Origin of the sequence: Glutamicibacter sp. BW77 (assembly GCF_002332285.1) — a bacterium.
Classification (GTDB): Bacteria; Actinomycetota; Actinomycetes; order Actinomycetales; family Micrococcaceae; genus Glutamicibacter; species Glutamicibacter bergerei.
This window is the reverse complement of sequence record NZ_NRGT01000032.1, coordinates 1-24,584: the sequence shown is the minus strand read 5'-3', so window position 1 is coordinate 24,584 and position 24,584 is coordinate 1. Positions and strand designations below refer to the sequence as shown.

24 protein-coding genes are annotated in these 24,584 nt (G+C 60.6%); 15 read left to right on the top strand and 9 right to left on the bottom strand.

Translation table 11 applies throughout. From position 1 onward, the window contains the following. Nucleotides 1-88: 88 nt before the first annotated feature. Genes CIK74_RS03095 through CIK74_RS03075 form a run of 6 tightly spaced genes read right to left on the bottom strand, consistent with a single transcriptional unit; the run spans nucleotide 89 to nucleotide 7,650 of the window. A complete protein-coding gene (locus tag CIK74_RS03095; RefSeq protein ID WP_096254316.1) occupies nucleotides 89-739 on the bottom strand; it encodes a hypothetical protein in 651 nt (216 codons plus the stop codon). Nucleotides 740-752: 13 nt separating this feature from the next. Further along, nucleotides 753-1,382, bottom strand: coding sequence for a pyroglutamyl-peptidase I (locus CIK74_RS03090; protein WP_141392857.1), 630 nt, complete (start codon nucleotides 1,380-1,382; stop codon nucleotides 753-755). Then, nucleotides 1,355-1,507, bottom strand: coding sequence for a hypothetical protein (locus tag CIK74_RS18645; protein ID WP_170947715.1), 153 nt, complete (start codon nucleotides 1,505-1,507; stop codon nucleotides 1,355-1,357). Before CIK74_RS18645 ends, CIK74_RS03090 begins: the two co-directional genes overlap by 28 nt. Before the next feature lie 52 nt (nucleotides 1,508-1,559). Further along, entirely contained in the window at nucleotides 1,560-2,723 is a 1,164-nt protein-coding gene (locus tag CIK74_RS03085) for a heparan-alpha-glucosaminide N-acetyltransferase domain-containing protein (RefSeq protein WP_096254314.1), read from the bottom strand. Then, a complete protein-coding gene (gene dapA, locus CIK74_RS03080; RefSeq protein WP_096254313.1) occupies nucleotides 2,720-3,652 on the bottom strand; it encodes a 4-hydroxy-tetrahydrodipicolinate synthase in 933 nt (310 codons plus the stop codon). The genes CIK74_RS03085 and dapA overlap by 4 nt, the downstream gene beginning before the upstream one ends. A 17-nt stretch (nucleotides 3,653-3,669) precedes the next feature. Further along, entirely contained in the window at nucleotides 3,670-7,650 is a 3,981-nt protein-coding gene (locus tag CIK74_RS03075; protein WP_240520444.1) for a Pls/PosA family non-ribosomal peptide synthetase, read from the bottom strand. A gap of 419 nt (nucleotides 7,651-8,069) precedes the next feature. Here CIK74_RS03075 and CIK74_RS03070 point away from each other — a divergent pair, with 419 nt between their 5' ends. Both CIK74_RS03070 and rmuC read left to right on the top strand, forming a co-directional pair. After that, complete coding sequence (locus CIK74_RS03070; RefSeq protein ID WP_096254311.1) at nucleotides 8,070-8,798, top strand: hypothetical protein; 729 nt, start codon at nucleotides 8,070-8,072, stop codon at nucleotides 8,796-8,798. A 46-nt stretch (nucleotides 8,799-8,844) separates the two neighbouring features. Then, nucleotides 8,845-10,074, top strand: coding sequence for a DNA recombination protein RmuC (gene rmuC, locus CIK74_RS03065; RefSeq protein WP_096254310.1), 1,230 nt, complete (start codon nucleotides 8,845-8,847; stop codon nucleotides 10,072-10,074). Here rmuC and CIK74_RS03060 read toward each other — a convergent pair. Continuing rightward, nucleotides 10,071-10,562: a GNAT family N-acetyltransferase gene (locus tag CIK74_RS03060; RefSeq protein ID WP_096254309.1), complete on the bottom strand. Its 492-nt coding sequence runs from the start codon at nucleotides 10,560-10,562 to the stop codon at nucleotides 10,071-10,073. The genes rmuC and CIK74_RS03060 overlap by 4 nt on opposite strands. A gap of 65 nt (nucleotides 10,563-10,627) precedes the next feature. After that, nucleotides 10,628-11,107, bottom strand: coding sequence for an inorganic diphosphatase (locus CIK74_RS03055; RefSeq protein WP_096254308.1), 480 nt, complete (start codon nucleotides 11,105-11,107; stop codon nucleotides 10,628-10,630). A gap of 98 nt (nucleotides 11,108-11,205) precedes the next feature. Between CIK74_RS03055 and CIK74_RS03050 the strand changes: the two genes are divergently transcribed. The 13 genes from CIK74_RS03050 to panC all read left to right on the top strand — a co-directional run bounded on the left by CIK74_RS03050 (nucleotide 11,206) and on the right by panC (nucleotide 23,398). Next, nucleotides 11,206-12,567 carry a D-alanyl-D-alanine carboxypeptidase gene (locus CIK74_RS03050; RefSeq protein ID WP_096254307.1) on the top strand — a complete coding sequence of 454 codons (1,362 nt, stop codon included), beginning with the start codon at nucleotides 11,206-11,208 and terminating at the stop codon, nucleotides 12,565-12,567. A gap of 9 nt (nucleotides 12,568-12,576) precedes the next feature. Further along, nucleotides 12,577-13,500 (top strand): zinc-dependent metalloprotease, encoded by a 924-nt coding sequence (locus CIK74_RS03045; protein ID WP_096254306.1) that lies wholly within the window; start codon nucleotides 12,577-12,579, stop codon nucleotides 13,498-13,500. Continuing rightward, a complete protein-coding gene (gene tilS, locus CIK74_RS03040) occupies nucleotides 13,497-14,438 on the top strand; it encodes a tRNA lysidine(34) synthetase TilS (protein ID WP_096254305.1) in 942 nt (313 codons plus the stop codon). The genes CIK74_RS03045 and tilS overlap by 4 nt, the downstream gene beginning before the upstream one ends. A gap of 66 nt (nucleotides 14,439-14,504) precedes the next feature. Continuing rightward, a complete protein-coding gene (hpt, locus tag CIK74_RS03035) occupies nucleotides 14,505-15,056 on the top strand; it encodes a hypoxanthine phosphoribosyltransferase (RefSeq protein WP_096254304.1) in 552 nt (183 codons plus the stop codon). 107 nt (nucleotides 15,057-15,163) lie between these two features. Further along, nucleotides 15,164-17,089: an ATP-dependent zinc metalloprotease FtsH gene (gene ftsH, locus CIK74_RS03030; RefSeq protein WP_096254303.1), complete on the top strand. Its 1,926-nt coding sequence runs from the start codon at nucleotides 15,164-15,166 to the stop codon at nucleotides 17,087-17,089. Between the two features lie 10 nt (nucleotides 17,090-17,099). Further along, complete coding sequence (folE, locus tag CIK74_RS03025; RefSeq protein WP_096254302.1) at nucleotides 17,100-17,678, top strand: GTP cyclohydrolase I FolE; 579 nt, start codon at nucleotides 17,100-17,102, stop codon at nucleotides 17,676-17,678. 5 nt (nucleotides 17,679-17,683) lie between these two features. Next, nucleotides 17,684-18,586: a dihydropteroate synthase gene (folP, locus tag CIK74_RS03020; RefSeq protein WP_096254301.1), complete on the top strand. Its 903-nt coding sequence runs from the start codon at nucleotides 17,684-17,686 to the stop codon at nucleotides 18,584-18,586. Continuing rightward, on the top strand, nucleotides 18,573-19,406 hold the full coding sequence (gene folK, locus CIK74_RS03015; protein WP_096254300.1) for a 2-amino-4-hydroxy-6-hydroxymethyldihydropteridine diphosphokinase: 834 nt from the start codon (nucleotides 18,573-18,575) through the stop codon (nucleotides 19,404-19,406). The genes folP and folK overlap by 14 nt, the downstream gene beginning before the upstream one ends. Further along, nucleotides 19,403-19,864, top strand: a complete 462-nt coding sequence (locus tag CIK74_RS03010) for a DUF3180 domain-containing protein (RefSeq protein ID WP_096254299.1) — start codon at nucleotides 19,403-19,405, stop codon at nucleotides 19,862-19,864. Before folK ends, CIK74_RS03010 begins: the two co-directional genes overlap by 4 nt. Further along, nucleotides 19,833-20,330 (top strand): PH domain-containing protein, encoded by a 498-nt coding sequence (locus tag CIK74_RS03005; protein ID WP_096254298.1) that lies wholly within the window; start codon nucleotides 19,833-19,835, stop codon nucleotides 20,328-20,330. The genes CIK74_RS03010 and CIK74_RS03005 overlap by 32 nt, the downstream gene beginning before the upstream one ends. After that, nucleotides 20,327-21,655 carry a PH domain-containing protein gene (locus tag CIK74_RS03000; protein ID WP_096254297.1) on the top strand — a complete coding sequence of 443 codons (1,329 nt, stop codon included), beginning with the start codon at nucleotides 20,327-20,329 and terminating at the stop codon, nucleotides 21,653-21,655. The genes CIK74_RS03005 and CIK74_RS03000 overlap by 4 nt, the downstream gene beginning before the upstream one ends. A gap of 4 nt (nucleotides 21,656-21,659) precedes the next feature. Continuing rightward, nucleotides 21,660-22,526: a DUF2520 domain-containing protein gene (locus CIK74_RS02995; protein WP_096254296.1), complete on the top strand. Its 867-nt coding sequence runs from the start codon at nucleotides 21,660-21,662 to the stop codon at nucleotides 22,524-22,526. A 17-nt stretch (nucleotides 22,527-22,543) separates the two neighbouring features. Beyond that, nucleotides 22,544-23,398: a pantoate--beta-alanine ligase gene (gene panC, locus CIK74_RS02990; RefSeq protein WP_240520445.1), complete on the top strand. Its 855-nt coding sequence runs from the start codon at nucleotides 22,544-22,546 to the stop codon at nucleotides 23,396-23,398. On the opposite strand, the gene CIK74_RS02985 is transcribed toward panC, so the two are convergent. Beyond that, nucleotides 23,399-24,361: a nitronate monooxygenase gene (locus CIK74_RS02985; RefSeq protein ID WP_096254294.1), complete on the bottom strand. Its 963-nt coding sequence runs from the start codon at nucleotides 24,359-24,361 to the stop codon at nucleotides 23,399-23,401. It lies immediately after the preceding gene. Nucleotides 24,362-24,584 lie beyond the last annotated feature (223 nt).

The following is a 24,584-nucleotide window of genomic DNA, read 5'->3' as shown; positions in this document are numbered from 1 at the left end:
CCTGAATCCTGAAGAGCCCCTATTGCGATCTGCATCGACATCCGGAGTTGTCGCGGTGCTGTATGGCTTTTGGCTGCTGGGCGGACTGTCAGCTGATTTGCTCTAGCCTGCCCGGAGCCAGCTTGATGATGGTGAAGCGGAAGAAGAACTGGGTGGAAGGGCCGATCAGCAGCGCGTAGGCCACGGTTCCCAAACCTACTGGACCGCCCAGCAGCCAGCCGATGCCCAGCACCAGCAGTTCGATGCTGGTGCGCACCAGCCGGATGCTCAACCCGGTGCGCAGGTGCAGCCCGGTCATCAGCCCGTCGCGCGGGCCGGCGCCGAAGTGGCTGCCGATGTACATGGCGCCGCCCAGGCCGTTGATCAAGATCGCACCGATCAGGGTGAGAATCTGCCAGCCCAGCCCGGTGACCTCGGGCAGGACCAGCAGGAAAACGTCCAGCGCCACACCAATGACAAAGACGTTGGCGACGGTGCCGACCCCGGGCCACTGCTTCATCGGAATCCAGGTCAGCAACATGATCACCCCGACGATGATCACGATGGTGCCCAACGACAGCGGCAGATGGTGCGACAAGCCCAGGTGGAACACGTTCCACGGGTCTACACCTAGATTTGCCCGCACCATCAACGCCATCGCCAACGCGAAGAGCAGCAGCCCGGCGAACAAACTGGTCAGGCGCAGCGGCACCCGGCCAGCGGCAAACTGCTGGCGCGGGGAAAGATTAGTCAGGCTCATGGCTTAACCGTATCTAGCCGCCCGGCTTGTAGTGAAAACAAATGTCCTGAAGATACCGAGTCAGCGAAGCCGCCAGCTGAACCACGCTCAGTTCGCTGGACACCGGGGCGCCGGCATCGGTCTCCGCGCCGATCAGTGCGCGCTGCCGATGCGGGCGTACCGCAGGAACGTGGATGAACTGCGCGGGGATGGGCAAGCCATAGGCGTGGTAGGCGATGCGGTTGCAGACGAACCTTCCGGCGTCTTCACTGACCATTAGCTCGCTGGGTACCGCCATGGTGGCCTCACGCCGGATCGGGCCATCGGGTTCGATGCGCTCGCCGGCCGGTTGGGCCCCGTCGTTGTCGGCGATGCGCGCGCTCATCTGGTTGACCGCAAAACGCTCCAGATTGATCTGGGTTCGCCCTCCCGCCTCGCCGAGCAGCACCACGGCCTCTGGGGCGTTGCCGGAAATCAGCTCATCCAGTACCCGGGCGCTGCGGCCAAAAGAGACCGGCAGCATCCCGGTCAGGATCTGGTGTTCACCCAAGGACTGCGGCAGCAGCTCCAGCGTCTGCGCGCTGGCATTAATGGTGTCGGCACCGAAGGGCTCAAAACCGGTGACCAGAATGCGCATCACTGCCCGGCGTCCGCATAGGAACACCAGCGTTCGCGCACCTCGGCGGGCAGTTCATCCCACCGCGGAGCGTCGGGCATCAGCAAGCCGTGCAGGTTTTTCAGCCGGCTTTCATACAATGCCTTGCCGGCGAGCTCGCGTTCAGTGTCCACGGCATTGAGTATCGCCTAGAGACCGCCGTAGTGCAATCTTCGGTGCGCAACATTAGCCCTTACGGACCAGCGCCCGACCTTTGGCCTTGCCAGCCAGCGCGGAAGTGACATGTTCCAGGGGCCCCTGAGCGAGTCCCGAAATGTTTCGCCACAAGACCGCCAGCAACAGTGAACCCAAGATCTGCAGCCAGAAGGAGGCCATCGGATGTTCGACGCCCACCCCGGTGGCTAGGAACAGCAGATGCAGGGTGTAGATGCTCAGCGTCATCGAACCCACGATAGCCAGTGGCCGCAGCAGCCAGGGCACACGTTGGCCGATCAGCAAGGCGATCGACAGTACCAGCAGGGCCACGCCGAGGGTGTTCAGAAGTTCGAAGACCAGATCCGAATGCGGGGAAAGGGTCACCAGCCACCACAGCGAATCCAGCGGGACCTCGTCCGGCAGTCCGAAGACCAGCGCCTCATTCAGCTCCTCGGAGTCCAACACGCGGGCGGTGGAATAGATCAGCGCCGCCTTGCCGCCCAGCGGGCCAAGCAATAGCGCGGAGAGCGCCCAGCTGCCTAGCCAGAGCACCAGTCCGGTCAGTCCCATCCGCAACTGCAGGTCTCGTGAACGAAGATCCAATTTGCCCAGGGCCATGCCGGCACAGACGAAGCTCATCCACGGCACCGCCGGGTAGGCGCCGGTGAAGAGCAGGGAGCTGAGTGTGGCTCCGGGCTCGGCGAACAGGGTGCTCAGCGACGGATCGATCCCATCCAAGCCGGGCAGGGAGGGGGAAATGAGCCAGGTGAAGATCGAGCCTACGGTGGCGAAGCCCAGGGATGCGAACGCCAAACTTGTTGCCTTTAAACGCAGCAACGGTATGGCCAGCGCAAACATCACCGCGTAGTAGGAGAGGATGACAAATGCGGGAATATCGATCAGGCCCAGAACCAGTCCCAGCCCCAGGATGAAGCCGGCGCGAGCCGCCAGTGAGGCTCGTGCACCAGCGAGCTGAGCCGCGGACTGCGTGGCCGACTTGGATCCTAGGCTCAGCCCGACACCGGCCAGCAGGGCAAAGAGCGCGGCGGAGGTTCCGGAGGCAACCTGCCACACCAGCGTGGGTTCAAAATCGTCGTTGAACTGAGGCATCACGTGGATCGCGAGCATGCTCATCAGGGCGATGCCGCGGGCCGCATCAATTCCGGTGATGCGACGTTGAAGGTCTTGACTCATCGGATACCCGCCGCCGTTTGAAGTTGTGCTCCCAGATCAACGCGGACCAGGTCCGCGCGTAGCAAGGCCGCCAAATCGGCGTCCAGTTCCACCATCGGGGAACGCACAGTGCTAGCGCCGCGACCCATGGAAGCCAGCGCGGACTTAACCGAGCAGGCCGCCGGGGCGCGGAACATTCCGCGGTAGATCGGCAGCAGCCGCTGGTGAAGTGCGCGGGCTTGGGCATTTTGTCCCGCGTCGTGGTGCTCAAGTAGTTGGCGCAGGCTGTCGCCGACGACGTGGCCGACCACCGAGACGAAGCCCACCGCGCCGATGGACAGCAACGGCAGGTTTAGCGCGTCGTCCCCCGAGTAATAGGCCAGCGAGGTTTCCGCGATGACCTGTGAGCTGGACTCCAGGTCACCCTTGGCATCCTTAACCGCGATGATCTGCGGATGCGCGGCCAACCGGGCGAAGGTTCCAGGTTCGATAGCGACCCCGGTGCGCCCGGGAATGTCATAGAGCATGATGGGCAGCTCGGTACGTTCGGCGATGGATTCGAAGTGCTTGATCAGGCCCTGCTGGGTGGGGCGTGAATAGTACGGTGCCACCACCAGCAGGCCGTCGGCGCCGGCGCGTTCCGCGTCGTTCGCCATGCGGATGCTGCTCGCGGTATCCGCGGCTCCCACCCCGGCGATGACTCTTGCGGTTCCGGGGACCGCTTCCTTCGCCGCCGTGATGATCGCCAATTTTTCGGCCTCGGTGGTGGAAATCGATTCGCCCGTCGTGCCGTTGACCACCACGGCGTCGTTAAATCCGGGGGCGGTTAACTGCGCGGCAAGGTGCCGCACGGCAACCAGGTCTACCTGCCCGGTGCTATCAAAGTGGGTAATCATTGCCGTGATCACGCGACCGAAGGACTCGGTGGCGTATTTGAGCTGTTCGTTCATTGTGCTGCTCTCCAAGACTAAGACCAGTTACGGATCGGGTTGCCGCGCCAGCGGCTATTGGCCGGCACTTCTTCGGAGCGCATGACCAGCGAGCAAGGGCCAATGCTGGTTCCTTCGCCGATCCGGCTGCCGGGCAGGATGACCCCGTTGGGGGCAAGACTTGCGTGTGCGCCGACGTGTACCGGTTCCAAACGCATGATGCGATCGTGGAAGAGGTGGGTTTGCAGCACGGTGCCGCGGTTGATGCTTGCCCCGTCGCCGATGCTGATCAGATCCTGTTCGGGCAGCCACCAGGTTTCGCACCAGACCCGGCGGCCAATGCGCGCGCCGAGCAGCCGCAGCCAGAAGTTCAGCATCGGGGTGCCCAGGCTCATGCGCACCACGCCCGCCACCGCGAGGGATTCGCTAAACACGTCGGCTAATTCATTGCGCCAGATAAACGAGGTCCACAGCGGGTGTTCCTCGGCCCGGAAGCGTCCGACCAGGGCCCACTTGGCGATCAGCGCAAGCAGTGCCGAAACGCTCGCCGAGGCCAGCAGCACCGGACCGGAAAGCAGCAGCGTCAGGCCCAGCGAGGACTGATCGTAAATTGCGGACAGCACCCACACGGTGCCCAGCGCCAGCCAGATGGTGAGCAGCAACGGCAGGATGCGGCAGGCTTCAACCAGCGCGCGGGCAACCTTCAGGCGCCGCGCTGGATTGTAGGTCAGCGTGGACTCGGCGGTATCTACCGGACGTGGTAATTCCATCGCCGGACGGCCAAACCAGTTGGAAACCGCCGGCATGTTCTGCGGAGCCGAGGAGAGCACCGCGATCAGCGAATCGTTGGGAACATGGGTGTCCGGGCCGACGATCCCGGAGTTGCCAACAAATGACTTCTCCCCGATGCTCGTCTCACCCAGGTGCAGCCATGGTCCTCGCACTCGCGGGTGGGAGGCCAGACAGTGGTCGGCCATGAAGGAACGCTGCCCGATATGTGTCAGGTGCGGAATGGTTTCCATGGTCGAAATTTCGGCGCCCGCCTCCACCTTGGCACCGAGCAGGCGCATCCATACCGGGGTGATGATGCTGGCATAAATCGGATACACGGACATCAGCGACTTGGCCAGCAGCAGGTTTGTCAGCCACGCGGCCCAGGCCGCGGTTCCGTGCGAGGGGTGGAAGCCCGGCGGCAGGAAGCGGGCCAAGAAGCGCACGCTTCCTGCCGTGAGCCCCAGGAAGACCAGGATCGTGAGCACCGCGAAGAGCGGAGAGAGCAGCGCAAGCGCCCAGAGCACCTCGCCAATTTCTGCCGACCCGTCAACCAGGGAGAAGAGCAGCAGCGAACCGGGGAGCACCGAGACCACCGGCAGCAGGCCAAGCGCGCCCAAGGAGAGCGCATAGCGTATCGCGCGAAGCAATCCACCGGATCGCGCAGCGTGGTGCGCCCGGGTATCGGGCCAGCTCGCTCCGGCCGCACCGAGATGTTCCAGCGCCGAACCGGAGTACAGCCCATTGGCCGCAACCGTGGTATCCACGCAGCTTCCCGGCTCAATTTCAGCACCATTTTCGATGATGGATCCGCCGACGATGGTGGAGCGGGTGCCCACACGAACGCCGCTGCCGATGGTGATCCGGCCGATGACCAAGGTGTCGCCGTCCAGCCAGTGTCCGGCCATGTCTACCTCGTATTCGATGGCGGTATCCGCCCCGATGCTAGTTAATCCGGTCACCGCAGGCATGGCATCTAAGTGCACCCGAGCCCCGACCTTGTTTCCCAGCGCGCGGGCATACCAAATTCCCAGCGGCGTGCCCATAATTGGTTCGATCTTCGCAAAGGTCACGATGCGGTCCACGGCCCAGAGCCGCAGGTGGACACCGCCGCCGCGTTGATAGGTGCCCGGTTGCACCCCGGCAAGCAGGACCCGGGCCGAAACAACCGCCAGGAGCACGCGGAAGGGCAAGGTGTAGAGCACCACCCAGGCCGCCAGCACGGGGAGCAACGGCGGGTTGGGAACCCATCTGGCATCCATGAAATTAAAGAGCACCCAGCACACCAGCGCCATGCCGGTGACGTAGCGCAGCCCGATGATCGAGTACAGGGCGCCGATGACCGGGGCCTGCACCAAGGCCGTCCACCACGGGGTGGGCGCCGACTCGTGCACCTGAACTTCGCTCAGTTGTTGGGCATCCAGATGAGCGGCGAGTCCGCCAAGGGTCGGCATGTCGTAGATATCGGCGATCGACACCAAAGCGTGCCGGGTGCGTAGCACGCCTACCAGTTGCGCGGCGGCGACGCTGGCCCCGCCGAGGGCGAAAAAGTCGCTGTCGCCATCAAGTGCCATCGGTCCGAGCAGGTCCGTCCAAATATCGGCAATCCAGCCTTCGGTGCCGGTCAGGTTGTGCCCGGTGCCCGAGTCGGAGGCCGCCTGCAGTGGCCAAGGAAGCCCCTTGCGGTCCACCTTGCCCGAGGTTTTCATCGGCAGCGTCTCGACCAGGCCCAGCGCCGGAATCAGCTGCGCGGGCAAGACCTCGGCCAGCAGGGCACGGCAGTGTGCCAGATCCAGCTGCGTGCCGGGTTCGGTGACCAGGTAGCCGGCCAGAACCTTGTTGCCGCTCGGCGTAGACTGGACCGCCGCGGCGGCCTGGGATACGCCGGGCAGGGCGGCGAGGGCTTCGTCGATTTCACCGAGTTCTACGCGGCGTCCGCCGAGCTTGACCTGCTCGTCGGCGCGGCCCACGAAGAGCAGTCCGTCGCGTTCGGCGCGCACCATATCGCCGCTGCGGTAGGCGCGCTTCCAGCCAAGAGTTGGCATGGGCGCATACTTTTCGGCATCCTTTTGCGGGTCAAGATAGCGTCCGAGGCCCACCCCGCCGATGATCAATTCTCCTTCGCCGCCCCACGGGACCGGGTAACCCTGCGCGTCAACCACCGCCAGGTCCCAGCCACGCAACGGCGTCCCGATGGATACCGGACCGTGGCCGTCAACTGCGGCACCGCAGGCGATCACCGTGGCTTCGGTGGGTCCGTAGGTGTTCCAGACCTCGCGGGTTGGCTCGGCGAGGCGTTGGACGAGTTCCGGAGGTAAGGCTTCGCCACCAAAAATTAGCAGGCGGATATTTTCCAGGGTTTCCGACGGCCACATGGCGGCCAGGGTCGGAACGGTGGAAACTACCGTGATTTTGCGTTCGGTGAGCCAATCGCCCAGGTCAGCGCCGGAACGCACAATGGAGCGTGGGGCCGGAACCAGGCAGGCGCCGTGACGCCAGGCCAACCACATTTCCTCACAGGAGGCGTCAAAAGCGACCGATAGCCCCGCCATGACACGGTCCCCGCGGGTTAATGGGTCGTTGGGCAGAAACATCTCGGCTTCGGCGTCGACCCAGGCGGCGGCGGAGCGGTGGGTGATGGCCACTCCCTTGGGCTTGCCGGTGGAACCGGAGGTGAAGATGATCCACGCGTCGTCGTCCGGGCTGGGATCCGGACTGTTGCCTTTGGTGCGCACTGCCTCGCGGTGGGTGATGCTAAGGTTGCTGCCGATGACCACGCAGACCCCGGCTTCTTCCCAGACGGTGTTCGCACGTTCTTCGGGCTCGTCGGCGTCTACCGGAACATAGGCGGCGCCGGCGAAAAGTGCACCGAGGATGGCGATGTAAAGATTTTTGGATCCCGAGGGCACACGTACTCCGACGCGGTCGCCGGCTCCGACATCCATGGCCCACAAGCGCTTAGCCAATTCGTCGACTTCTTCACGAAGCTGTTCGTAGGTGAGCTTGTAGCTGCCGTCATCAATGGCCAACGCGGAGGGATAAACATCCATTGTGGTGCTGATGACATCGACCAAGGTGCGTTCACGGGCCGGCGTGGTGCTAGGAAAGAGCGCCTTTTCATCATCAAAATTGATGGCGGCGGTGGCGAGATCCGCAAAGTTTATGTTTACCGACGAGTTGAGTATTTCTTGCGTCGCGGTGGTGCCCGACATGTCGTCAGAGCGCGCAGAGTAGTCCCTATCGCTCAATTTTCCCCCAAGGATCATTGTTAGTTGTGGACCGGAATGGTTCCGGCCAATTGCTCCCCAGCAATCGTGAATCACAGGATTAAGTGCCCTGTGATTCCAACTCGCGCCATACTTGAGCGATACCTTCCATCCCCATGGCGGTAGCCGTCGCAGGCGAGAGCTGCTAATTCAAATCATGGCAATTATTATTTCGGTGGGCAAGCCCGGCGCCAAAAATATGGTGTGGATCACCTCATCCCCGGATGCTTGCGCCAGTTTCTGCTCGAATACTGCGTGATGGTCACTAGTCGGCTCGGTGTTTTCGATTGTTACGTGAAAAACCCAGGTATTTCGTATAATTTGTGTACCGGCAAGACCCGAAAAAACGCTTACTGACCAGTAGGTAAAGGCAAGGTTAAAGGTCTGCGAAGATGAGGGGCATGAAGGTATTGCATCGACTGCTGGGGGCCGCGCTGTCGGGCGTGCTGTTGCTGACCGCTTGCGCTCCAGGGCAGCGGTCGGCGCAAGGTGAGAACCCGTCCGGACCCTGCGAATCGGCGAATCAGGTGAAGCCCGAATATGAGTTGAGCCAGCGGGTGACCTTCGTGCTCGCCGCCGGTTACGGGGAAAATTCGGTGGACATCACCCACTGCCTGCTATCGGAGGGCGGGTACAGCGAACAATGGCGGGCCAAGGGGTTTTCCGGAAGCACCGGTTTTGCCAAACCCGGGCCGGTGTACGTCAATTCGCTGCTCAGCCCCACCGGTTCCTATTCGGTGACCGAAGCCTTTGGCCGAACAAATCCCGGCACCAACCTGCCCTATGAAAAATTGCGGCAGGATTCATACTGGGGTGGCCGCCATAGTGCGCACTTCAACAATTATTTTGAGGGTGCGGGCCAGTTCCCCGACGAGCCGCTGTGGAAATACATGCAGGCCGGGGACTACGAACAGGCTGCCGTCATTAACTACAACAGGCCCCCGGAGGGGCAACCGGTACCAGGGCAGAGCTTCGCCATTTTTCTGCATGCGGGCATGCGGGCCACCTGGGGATGCATCTCCACCGACTTGGGCACCGTCGAGAAATATTTGCGTCAGACACAGCCCGGAGACCGGATCGTGATGGGCGTGAAGTCAGAAATCTTCGGACCCACAACGAGCCCAGCCTAAGCAACCTGCAGCTATTGTGTCCCAGGGCGCTGCTAGTAATGGGTACATGAATGTTGTGCTGCTGGTGTTGTTAATAATTAATATCCTTTTGGTGCTCTGCGCGATGGCGCTGCTAGTGCGCCGTACCGGGAGCGTGGATCACGACTCGATCGCCGCCAGTGTGCGCGCCACCCATGGAGAACTGCGTCAGGATCTGGGCGCGCAGCGTGGTGAGCTACGTGAATCCCTAAGCGAGGTCCGCCGGGATAATGAGGTTCGGTTGGAGACGATCCGCGCCACCGTAGATGACAAGATCGGTGCGCTGAGCCAGTCCAATCGGCTGATGCACAGCCAGCTGCAAGCGGCATTGCGCGAAGAGCTTGAACTGCTGCGCGTCGGCAACGAGGCAAAGCTGGAGAAAATGCGTGAAACCGTCGACGAGAAACTGCAGGGCACCCTAGAGAAGCGCCTCGGTGAAAGCTTTGAACTGGTGAGCAAACGGCTCGAAATGGTGCAACAAGGTCTAGGCGAAATGCAGAACCTCGCCGCCGATGTTGGCGGGCTTAAACGGGTGCTGACCAATGTGAAGAGCCGAGGCACCTGGGGCGAGGTGCAGTTGTCACGTCAGCTCGAAGATCTTCTCACCGCGGAGCAGTATGCGCAGAACGTGGTGATTAAACCCGAGACCAGGGACAGCGTCGAATTTGCGGTGAAAATGCCAGGCCATGATGAAACTCCGGTGTACCTGCCGATCGACTCGAAGCTGCCGCAAGAAGACTATGAGCGGCTCTTGGATGCCCAGGAATCGGGTGACAAGGAAGCCATCGACAAGGCCAGCAGGGCGCTGGATCGGGCAATTATCGAGCAGGCCAAATTGATCTCGGCCAAATACATCGCCCCACCGTACAGCACCGACTTTGCGATCATGTACCTACCCACCGAGGGGCTCTTCGCCGAGGTAGTGCGTCGCCCGGGGCTGGCGAGCAAGCTGCAGACCGAACACCGGGTGCTGGTCACCGGACCCACCACGCTGATGAGCCTGCTCAACTCGCTGCAAATGGGTTTCAGAACGCTGGCAATCGAAGCGCGCAGCAGCGAGGTATGGCAGGTACTTTCTGCGGCGAAGGCCGAATTCCGCAAGTATGGCGATGTGTGGGACAAGCTAGGCAAACAGCTGTCGGCGGCGCAAAATACCGTGCAAAGCGCTGGGACACGCACCCGCGCGGTGGAGCGAACGCTGCGCGAAGTGGAAAATCTGCCCGATGAGCCGGTATTGGAAACCGCCCTCGGTCTCTAGCGGCGTAACTTAAAACCCACGTGTGAGGCGGTAAAACCCAGCCGCTCATAGAAACGATGTGCGTCGGCCCGTGAGCTATCCGAGGTGAGTTGGATCAGATCGGCGTCACAGGCGGGTGCGGCCTGGTCAATGACCCAGCGCATCAGTGCCGTGCCAATCCCGGTCGAGCGATGCTCCGCGCGCACGCGCACCGCCTCAACATTGAGCCGGGTGGAGCCGCCCCGAGAAATTCCGGGAATGCGAGTCAGCTGAAGCATGGCGATGATTTGGGTACCTTGCACACCAACAATGAGCTCATTTCCACCATCCGCGATGATCTGTGCCAGTGCGCGCGCATGGCCGGCATCGCGCGAATAGGGCGCCTCCCGGCTAGCGCTGAGCGGATCATCGCTGAGTAGTTCCAGCAGCTGAGCCAGGTCGCCCGGTGCGGCGCGGCGCAGCTGCACCAGCGCGTTCAGGGGTGCGGGCAATGTGAGTGCGTCGAGCATCAGCAACCTTTCGTGGGGGACAGCAAAGGGCGGGCACCATAATGGTCCCCGCCCTCTGATCGTACTTAAGCCTTAAAACGCTCGATGGAGCGTGCCAGCTCGGCCTCGGCGGCCTCGCGACCTTCCCAGCCCTCAGCCTTAACCCACTTGCCCGGTTCCAGGTCCTTGTAACGGGTGAAGAAGTGCTCGATCTCCTTGATCAACCACTCATCCATGTCTTCAAGTTCCTTGATGTGATCAAAGCGCTTGTCGGTCGGGACGCACAGCAGCTTCGCGTCTCCACCGCCATCATCGGTCATGTTGAAGACGCCGATAGGGCGCGACTCAACGATGACACCAGGGATCAAATCGACGCCCGGGATGAAGACCATGGCATCCAAAGGATCGCCATCTTCGCCGAGGGTTTCGTCGAAGTAACCGTAGTGGGTTGGGTACTGCATGGCAGTAAAGAGCACACGATCCAGGCGCAAGCGGTGGGTCTCGTGGTCGATTTCGTACTTGACGCGTGATCCCGTTGGGATCTCGATGGTCACGTCGTGGCGCATAAAAAGCACACTCCTAAACTAGTCTTAGGGATATCCGCTAATAAGCGTAGCGCCCCCAAGGGATTAAGTAGCTAAACTTTCGAGAGGAACCTGCTCACATGAACATTGCCTTCCGACGCGTCATGACGCTTGGAGTGGCACTGTTAGCAGTGCTGGGCATGGCGACGGCGATGTTCCTCTCGCCACGCACCTTCACCGGTGAGCCCGCCGCACATTACCTGAGCGCGAGTGCCACGACCCCCGAGGCCGCACCGGTCACCGTAAAGGATCTGAACCCCGAAGCGCCAATGCCGGACCAGGCCAAACTCACCGCGCAACTGGACGCGATCCTTGCTGCCAAGCCCGATAAAACCTCGTTTAACGCACAAGTGGTCGACGTTGCTAGCGGCCAGGTGCTCTACGACAAGAATTCGCAGACCCCCGGAACTCCGGCCTCAAGCCTGAAGGTTGCCACCGCGGTGGCGGCCTTGGATACCTTCGGCGGGGATCATCGGTTAGCGACCAGCGTCTGGTTAGACGGGGACACCTTGGTGCTGCGCGGCGGTGGCGACGTGCTGCTCGGCGATGGTCAATCGAATCCGGCACATCCCAAAGGCTATGCGGGGCTGGCAACCTTGGCGGAGCAGACCGCTAAGGAGCTCAAAGCGCGTGGGGTAAGCGAGGTAAAACTTTGGTTAGACGATTCACTGTTCGGCGACGCGCAGGTTAATCCGGCCTGGGACAAGTCCTTGTTCACCTCGAACAATATTGGTGACGTGTACCCGATCGCGCACTATGCTGGCCGCGCCACCGAGAGTACCCGCTCGGCGTACCAATCAGATGCTGCCCAGCAGGTGCGCAAGGTGTTTAGCGCCGCACTGAGCAAAGAGGTTGGGGTCAGCGAGGGCGGCCGGGGAGCCTATGGCGGCGGGGAGCAAATCACGCAAGTTCTCTCCGCACCGCTACGTGATCAGATCAAGCACATGCTGCTGGTTTCGGATAATTACCTCACCGAAACCATGGGCCGACTTGTTGCGGTGAAAAAAGGGCTAGACCCGAAGCAGGCCGGCTTGGCGGTGCAACAGGTCGCCGAGGCATATGGCGCAACCGGCATATCTTTGGTGGATGCCAGCGGGCTAGCGGCCAGCAACAAAATTTCACCGGCAGCGTTGACCACCTTATTGCGTGCAGCGGCCACCAGTGGCAAGGCCGAACTGCGTGAATTGGTGTACTCCTTACCGGTAGCCGGCTACAACGGAACGCTGATGACCCGGCTGGCTTCGGATCAAACTCTAGGTCTGGTCCGTGCCAAAACCGGATCCCTATCTGGAGTTGCCACACTGACCGGAATGACACTCACCGAGGACGGGCGGCTCATCGCCTTTAGCATTTTTGCCGCGCAACCTGACGGAGCGTTGGCACCACATAAGCAAACTATCGACCAGGCAGTCACCGCCCTGCGCGGATGCGGTTGCCGGTAGGAGAAATTCATGAGCCAGTTCATCGATTGGGACCTTGCGGTCGGCACGGCTAAAACCTTGATGCCCGCCGGACCAGCGCTCAGTGCTAAGCAAGCGGCGCGCATCGTCGAGGAGCTGCGTATCGCAGCCGGGCAGGGGTTGCGCGAGGCGGAGAAAATCTCGAAGCTGACCAGCACCGCGCCCTCACAAACCCTGGTGGTAGACCGTGGCGGTTGGGCTAAGGCGGTCAGCCAGAACTTCGCAGCGATGCTTCCCGAGCTGCCGCACACCCCCAGCGCGTTACCGCTGATCGCCGGCGCCGAGCTTGGCGCGGTGCTCTCCATTCTGGGCACCCGGGTGCTTGGCCAGTTTGATCCTTTCGCTGGCCCGAGATTGCTGCTCAACGCCCCAACGATCACACAAATCCGAGGCGAACTGAACCTTAATGCACGCGATTTTTACCTCTGGATCGCCACCCACGAACAGACTCACCGACTGCAGTTTGAACACGCCCCGTGGATTCCCGTAGTCATGAAGCAGATCCTCGCCGAGGTTTTTGAACCCCTGGGTGAGAAAACCAACTCAATGAATGACATCGGTGCACGGGTGAAATCCATGCGTAGCGAGGTCGGGGAACTGACCAGCATCATGTCGGTGCTTGAGGGCCATGCCATGGTCGTGATGAATGATGTCTCCAGCATCGCAAGCATCAAGACCATTCAAAATCGTTTTACCGCCCGCGGTAAAAATCGTTCACCGTGGGCCACCTGGATTGGCAAGCTGCTGGGCATGGACGCCAAGGCGCGCCAGTATGAGCGCGGCGCGAAGTTCGTGCGCCATCTGGTCGATGAGATCGGGTACGCGGAATTTAACACTATTTTCAGCGCCCGGGAACTTTTCCCCAGCTCCGAGGAGCTCGATAACCCGGCGCTCTGGCTGGCCCGTACTCGATGAGTCGACCCATCGATCTGGCCCGCAACCAGATCATCCGACTCGCGGCGCCGCATACGTTGCTGGGCATCTCCGGTGGTGCCGACTCGATGGCCCTGGCGATTACCGCTAGTCAACTACTGCGCGATACCCGCTTCGGGGTGGTGATCGTGGATCACGGCCTGCAAGCCGGCAGCGATCGGGTAGCGCAGCATGCCGCGAGCCAATGCGCCGAACTAGGTTTTACGCAGGTACAGATCAAAACCGTGAGTACCAGCGGTGACGAGGCCTCGGCGCGAACCGCGCGTTATGCCGCCTTCGAACAAGCCCTGAGCGAATCCGGGGCGCAACGCTTACTGCTGGCACACACCAAGGACGACCAAGCCGAACAGGTGCTCTTAGGAATTCTGCGCGGATCCGGTACTCGGACTCTGGCCGGTATTCCGCCGATCCGCGGCCGGTACGCCAGGCCGCTACTGGAACTGACCCGAGCCGACACCGAATCGATCTGTCAGCGGGCTGGGGTCGATTATTGGGAAGATCCAAGTAATACAGACACCGCCTATCGACGTAATCACATCCGCCACAAAGTGCTCCCATTTCTGCGTGAGCAGCTTGGTGGGCAGCTGACCGAATCACTGGCTCGCACCGCGCGGCTGGCGGCCGCGGATGCCGAGGCGCTGGAGGCGTGGGCGCATCAAGCCTGGGAACAGTCCCGCGGAACACAGGGTATAAACCTGCAGGTTCTTCAGAGTTTTCCGCCGGCTATTGGCTCGCGGGTACTGCGCCTGGCGGCTGCCGAGGCCGGGGCGCGGAACCTGAGCAGCGAACGAACTTCGGCTCTCTGCGCGCTGGCCGGGGTGGGTACGAATAAGTCACGTTCCGCCGGTCCGGTGCAGTTGGACGGGAAAATTAGTGCGTTTCGGCGCTCGTCGGTGATAGTTTTCACCACCACCAGATGAACAACACTAAACTAAATGTGGCACTCTAGTTGAGTACCCCACCTTTCAAGAATCAGGAGAACCCTCGTGGATTCGAACACTGTCAAGGCCGATCTGGCGCATGTCCTTTATACCAAGGAAGAAATCCAGGCTCGTATCGAAGAGCTGGCAGCACAGATTGATACGGATTACGAGGGACGCGACATCCTCGTGGTCGGCGTGCTTAAGGGTGCGGTGATGGTCATGGCTGACCTCGTTCGCGCGCTGAAGTCCCACCTGTCCATGGACTGGATGGCGGTCTCCTCCTACGGTTCGGGCACCCAGTCCTCCGGCGTAGTTCGCATCCTTAAGGATCTGGACACCGACCTGATGGGTAAGCACGTGCTGATCGTTGAAGACATCATCGACTCGGGTCTGACCCTGTCGTGGTTGAAGGCGAACCTGGAATCCCGTGGCCCAGCCTCGGTAGAAATTTGCACCCTGCTTCGTAAGCCGGAAGCCGCAAAGGTAGAAATCGACGTGAAGTACGTCGGCATGAACATCCCGAACGAATTTGTGGTTGGTTACGGTCTGGACTACGCGGAAAAGTACCGCAACCTTGACTGCGTGGGCACCTTGGCTCCGCACATCTACGAGTAGGGAACTTTTAACGCCACTTGGGCGTTGAACTGTATCGAAGGTGGCGTTGCCCGGACGCCGGCAGAACGCGTGAGGGGGATGCGGAAGGTACGGGACCTTTCGGATCGATGAAAACTAAGAAGATTTTTAACAGCTGGATCATTTGGGTCCTGGTCGGTGTGACCGCAATGGTGTTGTTCCTGCCGATGGTATTTGGCAACGGTTCGGCAAGCGTGGATACCTCGGTAGGGCTGAACCAACTTACCAGCGGTAACGCCACCGAAGCGAAGATCTTCGACGGAGATCAGCGAGTAGACCTGACCCTGCGCGACGCGCTAAACGTCGACGGGGTGGACAAGGGAAAGAAAGTTTCCTTCTACTACTCCATTCCCCGCGCCGATCAAGTGGTCGACGCGATGAACGAAGCCAAGCTTGCCAAGTTCACCGATCAGCCGGTGGAAAACAACTGGTTGTTGTCGATGCTCGGCATTATCATCCCCTTTATCTTGATCGCAGGCATCTTCTGGTTCATTCTGGCGCGTAGCCAGGGGGGCGGCTCGAAGGTGATGCAGTTCGGCAAGTCCAAGGCGAAACTCATCACCAAGGACATGCCACAGGTGACCTTCGTGGACGTGGCCGGCGCGGACGAGGCGGTGGAAGAACTTCACGAAATTAAGGAGTTCCTCCAAGAGCCTGCGAAGTTCCTGGCCCTGGGCGCGAAGATCCCTAAGGGCGTGCTGCTCTACGGTCCTCCGGGTACCGGTAAAACCCTGCTCGCCAAGGCTGTGGCCGGCGAAGCGCAGGTCCCGTTCTACTCAATTTCGGGTTCCGACTTTGTTGAAATGTTCGTCGGCGTTGGCGCCTCACGCGTGCGTGACCTGTTTGAACAGGCTAAGACCAACTCTCCGGCAATTATCTTCGTCGATGAGATCGACGCCGTGGGTCGGCACCGTGGTGCTGGCATCGGCGGCGGCAACGACGAACGCGAACAGACGCTGAACCAGCTGCTGGTCGAGATGGACGGCTTTGATGCCTCCACCAACGTCATCCTGATCGCCGCGACCAACCGTCCGGACGTGCTTGATCCGGCGCTGCTGCGCCCGGGACGTTTTGACCGTCAGATCCCGGTGGAAGCACCCGACTTGGCCGGCCGTGAGCAGATTCTGAAGGTTCACTCGGCGGGCAAGCCAATGGATGAGACCGTGGACATGCATGCGGTAGCGAAGAAGACCCCGGGCTACACCGGTGCCGACTTGGCCAACGTACTGAACGAAGCGGCGCTGTTGACCGCCCGTTCGAACGCAAACTTGATTGATGACCGCGCGCTGGACGAAGCGATCGACCGCGTCATGGCCGGACCGCAGAAGCGTACCCGCCTGATGGACGAGCACGAACGTAAGGTCACCGCCTATCACGAGGGTGGCCACGCGCTCGTCGCCGCGGCGATGAACCAGACCGCGCCGGTCACCAAGATCACCATCTTGCCGCGTGGCCGCGCACTGGGTTACACCATGGTGGTTCCGGAATCCGATAAGTATTCGGTGACCCGTAACGAACTGCTGGACCAGATGGCTTACGCCATGGGTGGCCGCGTCGCCGAGGAGATCGTCTTCCACGATCCATCCACCGGCGCGTCCAACGATATCGAGAAGGCTACCGATACCGCCCGCAAGATGGTCACCGAGTACGGCATGAGCGAGAAGGTTGGCGCGGTGCGCTTGGCTTCCTCGGCGGCCGCACAGGGCATGGGTACGGCCACCCGCGAGTTCTCCGACGAGATGGCCCACCTGGTGGACGAGGAGGTGCGTGCGCTCATCGAGCAGGCGCACGACGACGCATACGCGGCGTTGACCGCCAACCGTCACGTGCTGGACCGTTTGGCCTTGGCTTTGCTGGAGCGCGAAACGCTGAACCAGAAAGAAATCGCGGATCTGTTCGTCGACCTGGTTAAGCGCGATAAGCGTGAGGTTTGGTTGAGCAATGATGCGCGTCCGGTCCACGAAGAAGGACCGATATTAAGCCCAAAGGAGCGCGCGGCGCAGTCAACCGACTAGTATCGAAGTCGTGATTGAAGAGACGAAGATCGACCAGCCGCGTATTGCCGCCGCGGTCCGCGAAATCCTTGAAGCCATTGGCGAAGATCCGGACCGTGACGGTTTGCTCGATACCCCCAAGCGGGTAGCGAAGGCCTACGCAGAATTTTTTGCCGGTTTGCATCAGGACGCCGCCGAGCACCTGTCCACCACCTTTGACATCGAACATGATGAGATGGTGTTGGTGAAGGACATCGCGTTCTACTCCACCTGCGAGCACCACCTGGTGCCGTTTTACGGGACCGCGCATATTGGTTACATTCCGGGCAAGGGTGGCAAGGTCACCGGGCTCAGTAAGTTGGCGCGCCTGGTCGAGGTCTTCGCCCGCCGCCCACAGGTCCAAGAACGTTTGACCACACAAATCGTTGACGCGCTGGTAGAACATCTGGAACCCTCCGGCGCGATCGTCGTGATCGAATGTGAGCATATGTGCATGTCGATGCGCGGGGTACGCAAGCCCGGTGCGAAGACGGTCACCAGTGCGGTGCGCGGCCAGCTGCGTGAAACCGCGACGCGTGCCGAAGCCATGAGCCTAATCCTCGGAAGGTAAAACCTATGTCACTTGGAGCTATCCCGGGCACCGGCCCGAACACCAGCCCGTTGTCCGTGGTCCGTAAGTCGAAGCGCAAAACCTTCGCCGAGCTGCCCACCGGGCGTACCTTGGTGATGGGAATCTTAAATGTCACCGAGGATTCTTTCTCCGATGGCGGGCAGTATCTGGCCATCGACAAGGCGCTGGATCACGGTCTGAAGCTGCTCTACGCCGGAGCGGACATTATCGACGTCGGCGGTGAATCCACCCGCCCCGGAGCCAAGGATGTTGATCCAGCTCTGGAGCAGGCGCGGATCATTCCGGTCATCGAGGCGTTGGCCAAAGCCGGTGCGGTGATTTCCGTGGACACCATGCACGTATCTACCGCCCGCGCGGCAATTACGGCCGGCGCACACCTGATTAACGACGTTTCCGGGCTGACCTATGAAGCGGGTATGGCCGAACTGATCGCAGAAACCGGTGTCCCCTACGTACTCATGCACCGTCGCGGTACCGCCGCGGATATGGTGCGCCAGGCGAACTACACCGACGTGGTCACCGAGGTGGTGGCCGAACTACGTACCCTGCGCGACGAATTTGTGGCCAAGGGCGTCAAGCCAGAACAGCTGATCATCGATCCCGGACTGGGCTTCGCCAAGGATGCGGCGCATAACTGGGCGTTGCTGGCGAATCTGCAGGCGGTCGAAGAACTAGGTCACCGCGTGCTGGTGGGCACCAGCCGCAAGCGTTTCCTCGGCGAACTGCTGGCCGACGGTGGCACCCCGCGCGAACCACTAGGACGCGATGGAGCCACCGCGGCTACCACCGCACTGGCAGCCCGCGACGGCGTCTGGGCGGTGCGCGTGCACGATGTGGCGGGCAGCCGCGACGCGCTGGAAGTCGTGAAGGCTTATGGATCGAATTAGTATCGACGGAATTTGCGCCACCGGCTATCACGGAGTCTTCGACTTCGAGAAGCGCGAGGGTCAAGAATTCCGCATCGACGTCGTGCTCCACGTGGACATCACCCGCGCCGCGCTCAGCGACAATGTTGTTGACACCGTGGACTACGGGGCGGTGAGCCAGCTGGTTGTCGAGCAGATTAAGGCCGGGCCCTGGGATCTCATTGAAAAGCTCGGATTGCAGATAGCAGATGCAATTTTGGGCACCTGGCCCACGGTGGCAACCGTGGATGTGGTGGTGCACAAACCACAAGCGCCGATCCCGGTGCCTTTCTCAGACGTGTCCATCGCCTTGACTCGCCACCAGCAGTTGCACACCGCGATTATTGCGCTGGGCGCTAACCTCGGCGATAGCCAAGGCACCCTGCGCGCGGCGATCGCCGAACTTGCCGAGCATGTTCAGGTGTTGCAAACCTCCCCGGTGGCGATCACCAAACCCGTGGGTGGACCACCGGATCAGCCCGATTACACCAATCAGGTCATCAAGGTGCGCACCACCCTGGGGCCTCACGAACTACTGGATTTAGCTCAGCGTATCGAAGCGAATCATCACCGTACCCGCCAGGTGCGCTGGGAAGCGCGCACCTTGGATTTGGACTTGATCACCTACGATCAGCTTGAATTAGACGATGAGCGGTTGACGTTACCCCACCCACGGGCGCATATTCGCGGATTTGTGCTGGCCCCGTGGAGCTGGATGGACGCCGATGCGGTACTGCACGGACAGCTGGTTTCCCGGCTCGCGCAGTCAGCCGCTGATACCAAGGACATCATCAGGCTATGAACCGGCTTAAGTTGCGCACGCTGATCTGGTGCATGCTGCTTGGCGGCGTGCTGGGCTGGGTAACGTTACGCCTGCTCACGGCCGCGGGCAGATTCTCCCCGGTGCTGGACTACACGGCGCTGTTTTCCCTCGGGGCGGTGTGCGCGGTCATTCTTTTTCTGGGTATTCGGGTCAAACGCTCCACGCTGGGCCGATCACATATTGATCCGATAGCCGCCGCACGTACGCTAGTGCTCGCACAGGCCGCGGCCTATGCCGGCGCGTTAATAACAGGCTGGCACCTGGCCCCGCTGATTACCTTAGTATTCGTTTCCGGACCTAGCCCCACGCTGACTCGTGCGCTGGTGCTCGCCGGATCGGGGATACTGATGGTGATCATCGGCTACATCGTTCAGCACCTTTGCAAACTACCGCCCGAGGACACCGATGAAAACACCGATGGAATCGTTACCGAATAATTTCACTGCGGTAGACCCCGACTACTTTAAGGTCAAGCTGGTCAACTGGTCGATCCAGAGCAGCTGCTACCTGTTGGTCGCGCTACTGCCGCTAATCCTGCGACTGTTCGGCCTCCCAGCGCCCTGGTGGCTGGTGATCGTGCCCCCGGTACTCGTCATCGGAATTGCCCTGCTGGTTTTGCGCATCCTGCGCCGTCAGGTTCGCGCCCTCGGTTACCAAGAACGAACCGAGGATCTAGTGGTGCGCTCCGGAGTGCTGTGGCGCAAACAACTGGTCATTCCCTATGGGCGGATGCAATATGTGGAAGTGACCTCTGGCCCGGTGGAACGCCGTTACGGTCTGTGTAAGCTGACGCTGAATACCGCAGCCGGCGCGGCCACCGCGGTTATCCCGGGGCTGCGGGCGGAAACCGGTGAAGAGCTTCGTGAACGATTGGTCGCGGCCGGCGAGGCGAACCAGCTATGAATCAGTGGCAGCGAGTACACCCGGCAAGTCCCTTCGTGCACGGCTGGCTGGCCATCGTCGGGTTGTTGTGGGTGTACTGGCAAAATACCGATGAACTGTCCTGGGCGGACCGGTTCTCTGGTAGCCGGCTGACCTGGACCGTGGCCATCGGCTCGGCAGCGCTGCTATTGGTGCTCATTTTTTATGCGCTGTCGTGGTATTTCACCCGCTATAAGATCAGCGAAACTCATGTCTACGTGAATTCCGGAATGATCTTCCGCAGTCAAAAACAGGCACGCATCGACAAGGTGCAGGGTATCGATATCGCCCAACCTTTGGTGGCGCGCCTGCTGGGATTAGCCGAGCTGCGCTTTGATGTGGCCGACGGTTCAGCCTCGGTGATGCGCCTGTCGTTTTTACGCAAGGCCCACGCGCACCAGTTGCGTACCGAAATCCTGGCCTTGGCCCAGGGAGAAGTAGCCGCGCCGAGCGAAGATGTGGAGCAGCCTCCGGCCGCGGAACCAGTTCCGCTGATGGCCAAGGTGCCGGCCGGGCGCCTGCTTGCTTCCTTGCTGTTGCGCGTGCCAACGATCATCGGGTTGCTCGGAGCGCTAAGCGTGGGGATCGTGAGCATCACCGGCAACGGTGCATTTGTTGCCGGTTTGCTGCCGATTCTGCTCGGCTTCGGCGGTTGGTTCTACAAAGAACTGAACAACTCCTGGAATTTCAGCGCCAGCGCCACAGATACCGGATTGCGGATCAGTCATGGGCTGGCCGATACCAAACAACAGTCATTGCCCGCCGGGCGCGTGCAGTCGATCCAGGTCAGCTCGCCGGCCTTCTGGCGTCTACTTGGTTGGTACCGGGTAGAGGTCAATGCGCTGGGCGTGGGTGATGAGGAATTTTCAAACCTCTTGGTGCTTCCGGTCGGCGACTTTAACGCCGTCACCCAGGTGATGGGGATCTTGTTGCCGGACCTCGGCGCGGAGAATCAGCGTGAGGTCCTGTTGACTGCCATCACCACCGGCACCACACACGGTTTTATCAATTCACCGGTGCGAGCTAAAACGCTCTCCCCGGGAGCTTGGAAACATCAGGCATTTCTTGCAACACAAAATTGTGTCATCACCCGCTTCGGCTGGCTTTCGCGCAGTGCAGCCTTTGTGCCGCACAACAGAATCCAAGGGATGGGTTGGCAACAGGGTCCGTGGGAGCGTCGCCACGATCTTGCCGGGGTGAGGCTTTATAGCGCCGGTGGCACGATTATTGGATACCTGCATCAGCTAGACGCGTCGGTAGCCAGCGAATTTTTTGCGGTGCAAGCGAAGCGCCAGGTTGAAAGGTAACACCATGGACGCACCACGCTTAGGTATTGGAATCATCTCCGCCGGGAAGGTGGGAGTTGTTCTTGGAGCCGCACTGGCGGCCTCTGGGCACCGAATCACCGGGGTCCACGCGGTCTCCGAAACCTCACGCGAGCGTGCTGATGCACTGCTTCCGGGCGTTCAAATCCTCGATCCGGCCGAAATCTTGCGACGCAGCGAGCTGGTGATCTTTGCGGTCCCAGATGACGTGCTGGGCGAACTCGTCCAGGGGCTAGCCGCAGGTGGCCACTTTGTCACCGGGCAGCTGGTGGCGCACACCGCGGGACGCTATGGCATTGGGATTCTGGAACCTGCAATAGCCGCCGGTGCCTTCGGCCTGGCGATCCACCCGGCGATGACCTTCACCGGGATGTCTATGGACCTGCACCGACTGACCGACTGTGTTTTTGCGGTCACCGCAGATGAAATCATGCTCCCGGTCGCGCAGGCGCTGGTAGTGGAGATGCGTGGGGAGCCGGTGGTGATTGCCGAGCAAGATCGCGTTAGCTACCATGCGGCGCTGGCGCATGCGGCAAATCATCTAAATACTATTACCGCGCAATCGGCGGATATGCTGCGCCGCATTGGCGTGGAAGATCCCTCAGCCACCTTGCGTGCTCTGATGAGTGCGAGCCTGGACAACGCCTTACGCTCCGGGGCTTTAGCGTTGACCGGACCTGTGGCCCGAGGCGATGTGGGTACCGTGCAGGCGCATCTGACGTCGATGGCTAAAGACCAACAAGATACCCAAGACAGCTACCGTAGTTTGTCCCGGGCTACCGCCATGCGGGCCGCGGCGCTTGGCCGAATTTCTCAGGCGACTCTTCAAGAATTGTTGCAGGTTCTAGAATAGAGTCCGTGATGACCCCGATGATTGTTCATACTCGCGAAGAGCTGAAGTCTGCGATTGCGCACGCCAACCCGAAGTCCTTGGGCTTTGTCCCAACGATGGGGGCGTTGCACGAAGGCCACGAGCGTCTTTTTGACAAGGCGCGTGCCGAAAACGAGCTGGTTGTCATCTCGATTTTTGTTAACGAGCTGCAGTTTAATGATGCGCAGGATTACGCCAACTATCCGCGAGACCTGGATACCGATCTTGTCATGGCCACGCGTGCCGGGGTTGATATTGTCTTTGCGCCACCGGCCGAGGAAATCTACCATGCTGGCAAACCGCTCATTCAGTTACACAGCGGCATATTGGGTGAAATGTATGAAGGTGCCTCACGCCCCGGACATTTTGATGGCATGCTCGCCGTCGTTGCAAAACTTTTACATCTAGCGGACCCTCGGCAGGGCGAATATCGCGCTTACTTTGGGCAGAAGGACGCACAGCAACTGGCGCTGATTCGGCGGATGGTGGCAGACCTGGATTACCAAGTGGAATTATGTTCGGTGCCCATCGTACGTAGCGCCAAGGGTCTGGCTCTCTCTAGCCGCAACGCATTGCTTAACGCCGAACAGTTGGAAGCAGCATTAGTACTGCATCGCGCGATCGAACTAATTGCTTCACGCGCGGCACGCCATGAACCGCTCAATATCGACGATGCTTTGGGCCTGTTCCAAATGGAACCGTCTGTAGAGCTCGACTACTTTGTAGTGGTGGATCCCAATACCCTCCAAGAGCTGGCATTCATCTGCCAAGACACGCCCTTTACCGGTGAAGCCCTCATCTTGGTGGCGGCAAAGGTTGGCGGCGTGCGGTTGATCGACAACCAGCCGATCTAATTAGCCGAAGCGCCGGGCGGTCTGTGCCAAGATCTGCCGGAATTGCGCTAGTTCCTCTATGATCTGTGCAGCGCTTTGCTCGCCGTGGACGAACGCCACCGCTTCGCCGGCATACACGGGGGCCATGGAAACCTGCGCCTGCGCGCGGGCAGTGAGCATCTGTTCACGCAGGGGATCACCGGCAGCGGCTTGAAGCCCAGCGATATCCCCGGCCCAGCGTTGACTGAAATCGTTGTCTAATGCCCGACCGCCAAATTCCTCTGCCCAAGGCAGTTGCTGGGCGATATCAAATGCTCGGGTGTAGACGGTGTCATCTAGCCCGGCTGCCAGTACCGCAGCCTTGACGTTCTGATGCCCGGTGGATTCCGTACATGCCAAAAAGCGTGTCCCTATCCAAGCTGCCTCGGCTCCTGCCGATAGGACAGCGGCAACACCCCGCGCGGTGCCGATGCCACCAGCTGCAATGACGGGCTTACGATTCTGCGCGGTAGCTAGCTGAAGTAGTGAAAGTGTTCCTGCTTCGTTTCGGCCATGTCCGCCTCCCTCACCGCCGCGGGCGATGACAATATCGATATCATCGTGCATCGCGCGAGCTAAATCCGTGGCGTTTCCAACCTGCATGGCGGTTAGTACCCCCGCCTCGTGGGCTAGCGCGGCACTTCTCGTGGGATCTCCGAAACTCAGCACGACCAACGAGGGGTCGTAGTTAAGGAACGCTTCTAATGGACTTAGATCGTTTTCTAATGACCAAGCCATGAAACCAACACCCCAGGGAGAATCAGTTGAGGCAAGATGTGCTGCCTGAGTAGAGATCCATTCTTCGGTAGGTGAAGCAGGGCAGCCGATCATCCCAACTCCGCCGGCTGCGCTCACTGAGGCGGCAAGCTTACCGCCAGCGGCTCCGGCCATCGATGCGTTAAAGATTGGTTCACGGTATCCAAGGAGTGTTTGAAGGTCGCTCATAAGCCCAGATTAGAACAGGGATCTGAATGTGACCTAGAACGTGGCCACCCGATTTGTGCGAACCTGAAAACCTATGTATAGTTATTCTCTGTTGCCGAAACGAAAACAACGTGGAATACACGAAGAATTCATTCGGTAGCAAAGAGCTTTTCACAAGACGTTTCGACTGGTTATGACCGGTTCACGAAACATGCTAAAGTTGAAAAGTTGCTCCGGAGCGAAG

What these genes read in the sequence shown, in the direction of transcription:
- CIK74_RS03095 (WP_096254316.1), bottom strand. Translation starts at nt 739, where the DNA reads ATGAGCCTGACTAATCTTTCCCCGCGCCAGCAGTTTGCCGCTGGCCGG.
- CIK74_RS03085 (WP_096254314.1), bottom strand. Translation starts at nt 2,723, where the DNA reads ATGAGTCAAGACCTTCAACGTCGCATCACCGGAATTGATGCGGCCCGC.
- dapA (WP_096254313.1), bottom strand. Translation starts at nt 3,652, where the DNA reads ATGAACGAACAGCTCAAATACGCCACCGAGTCCTTCGGTCGCGTGATC.
- CIK74_RS03070 (WP_096254311.1), top strand. Translation starts at nt 8,070, where the DNA reads ATGAAGGTATTGCATCGACTGCTGGGGGCCGCGCTGTCGGGCGTGCTG.
- rmuC (WP_096254310.1), top strand. Translation starts at nt 8,845, where the DNA reads ATGAATGTTGTGCTGCTGGTGTTGTTAATAATTAATATCCTTTTGGTG.
- CIK74_RS03060 (WP_096254309.1), bottom strand. Translation starts at nt 10,562, where the DNA reads ATGCTCGACGCACTCACATTGCCCGCACCCCTGAACGCGCTGGTGCAG.
- CIK74_RS03055 (WP_096254308.1), bottom strand. Translation starts at nt 11,107, where the DNA reads ATGCGCCACGACGTGACCATCGAGATCCCAACGGGATCACGCGTCAAG.
- CIK74_RS03050 (WP_096254307.1), top strand. Translation starts at nt 11,206, where the DNA reads ATGAACATTGCCTTCCGACGCGTCATGACGCTTGGAGTGGCACTGTTA.
- CIK74_RS03045 (WP_096254306.1), top strand. Translation starts at nt 12,577, where the DNA reads ATGAGCCAGTTCATCGATTGGGACCTTGCGGTCGGCACGGCTAAAACC.
- tilS (WP_096254305.1), top strand. Translation starts at nt 13,497, where the DNA reads ATGAGTCGACCCATCGATCTGGCCCGCAACCAGATCATCCGACTCGCG.
- ftsH (WP_096254303.1), top strand. Translation starts at nt 15,164, where the DNA reads ATGAAAACTAAGAAGATTTTTAACAGCTGGATCATTTGGGTCCTGGTC.
- folP (WP_096254301.1), top strand. Translation starts at nt 17,684, where the DNA reads ATGTCACTTGGAGCTATCCCGGGCACCGGCCCGAACACCAGCCCGTTG.
- folK (WP_096254300.1), top strand. Translation starts at nt 18,573, where the DNA reads ATGGATCGAATTAGTATCGACGGAATTTGCGCCACCGGCTATCACGGA.
- CIK74_RS03010 (WP_096254299.1), top strand. Translation starts at nt 19,403, where the DNA reads ATGAACCGGCTTAAGTTGCGCACGCTGATCTGGTGCATGCTGCTTGGC.
- CIK74_RS03005 (WP_096254298.1), top strand. Translation starts at nt 19,833, where the DNA reads ATGAAAACACCGATGGAATCGTTACCGAATAATTTCACTGCGGTAGAC.
- CIK74_RS03000 (WP_096254297.1), top strand. Translation starts at nt 20,327, where the DNA reads ATGAATCAGTGGCAGCGAGTACACCCGGCAAGTCCCTTCGTGCACGGC.
- CIK74_RS02995 (WP_096254296.1), top strand. Translation starts at nt 21,660, where the DNA reads ATGGACGCACCACGCTTAGGTATTGGAATCATCTCCGCCGGGAAGGTG.
- panC (WP_240520445.1), top strand. Translation starts at nt 22,544, where the DNA reads ATGATTGTTCATACTCGCGAAGAGCTGAAGTCTGCGATTGCGCACGCC.
- CIK74_RS02985 (WP_096254294.1), bottom strand. Translation starts at nt 24,361, where the DNA reads ATGAGCGACCTTCAAACACTCCTTGGATACCGTGAACCAATCTTTAAC.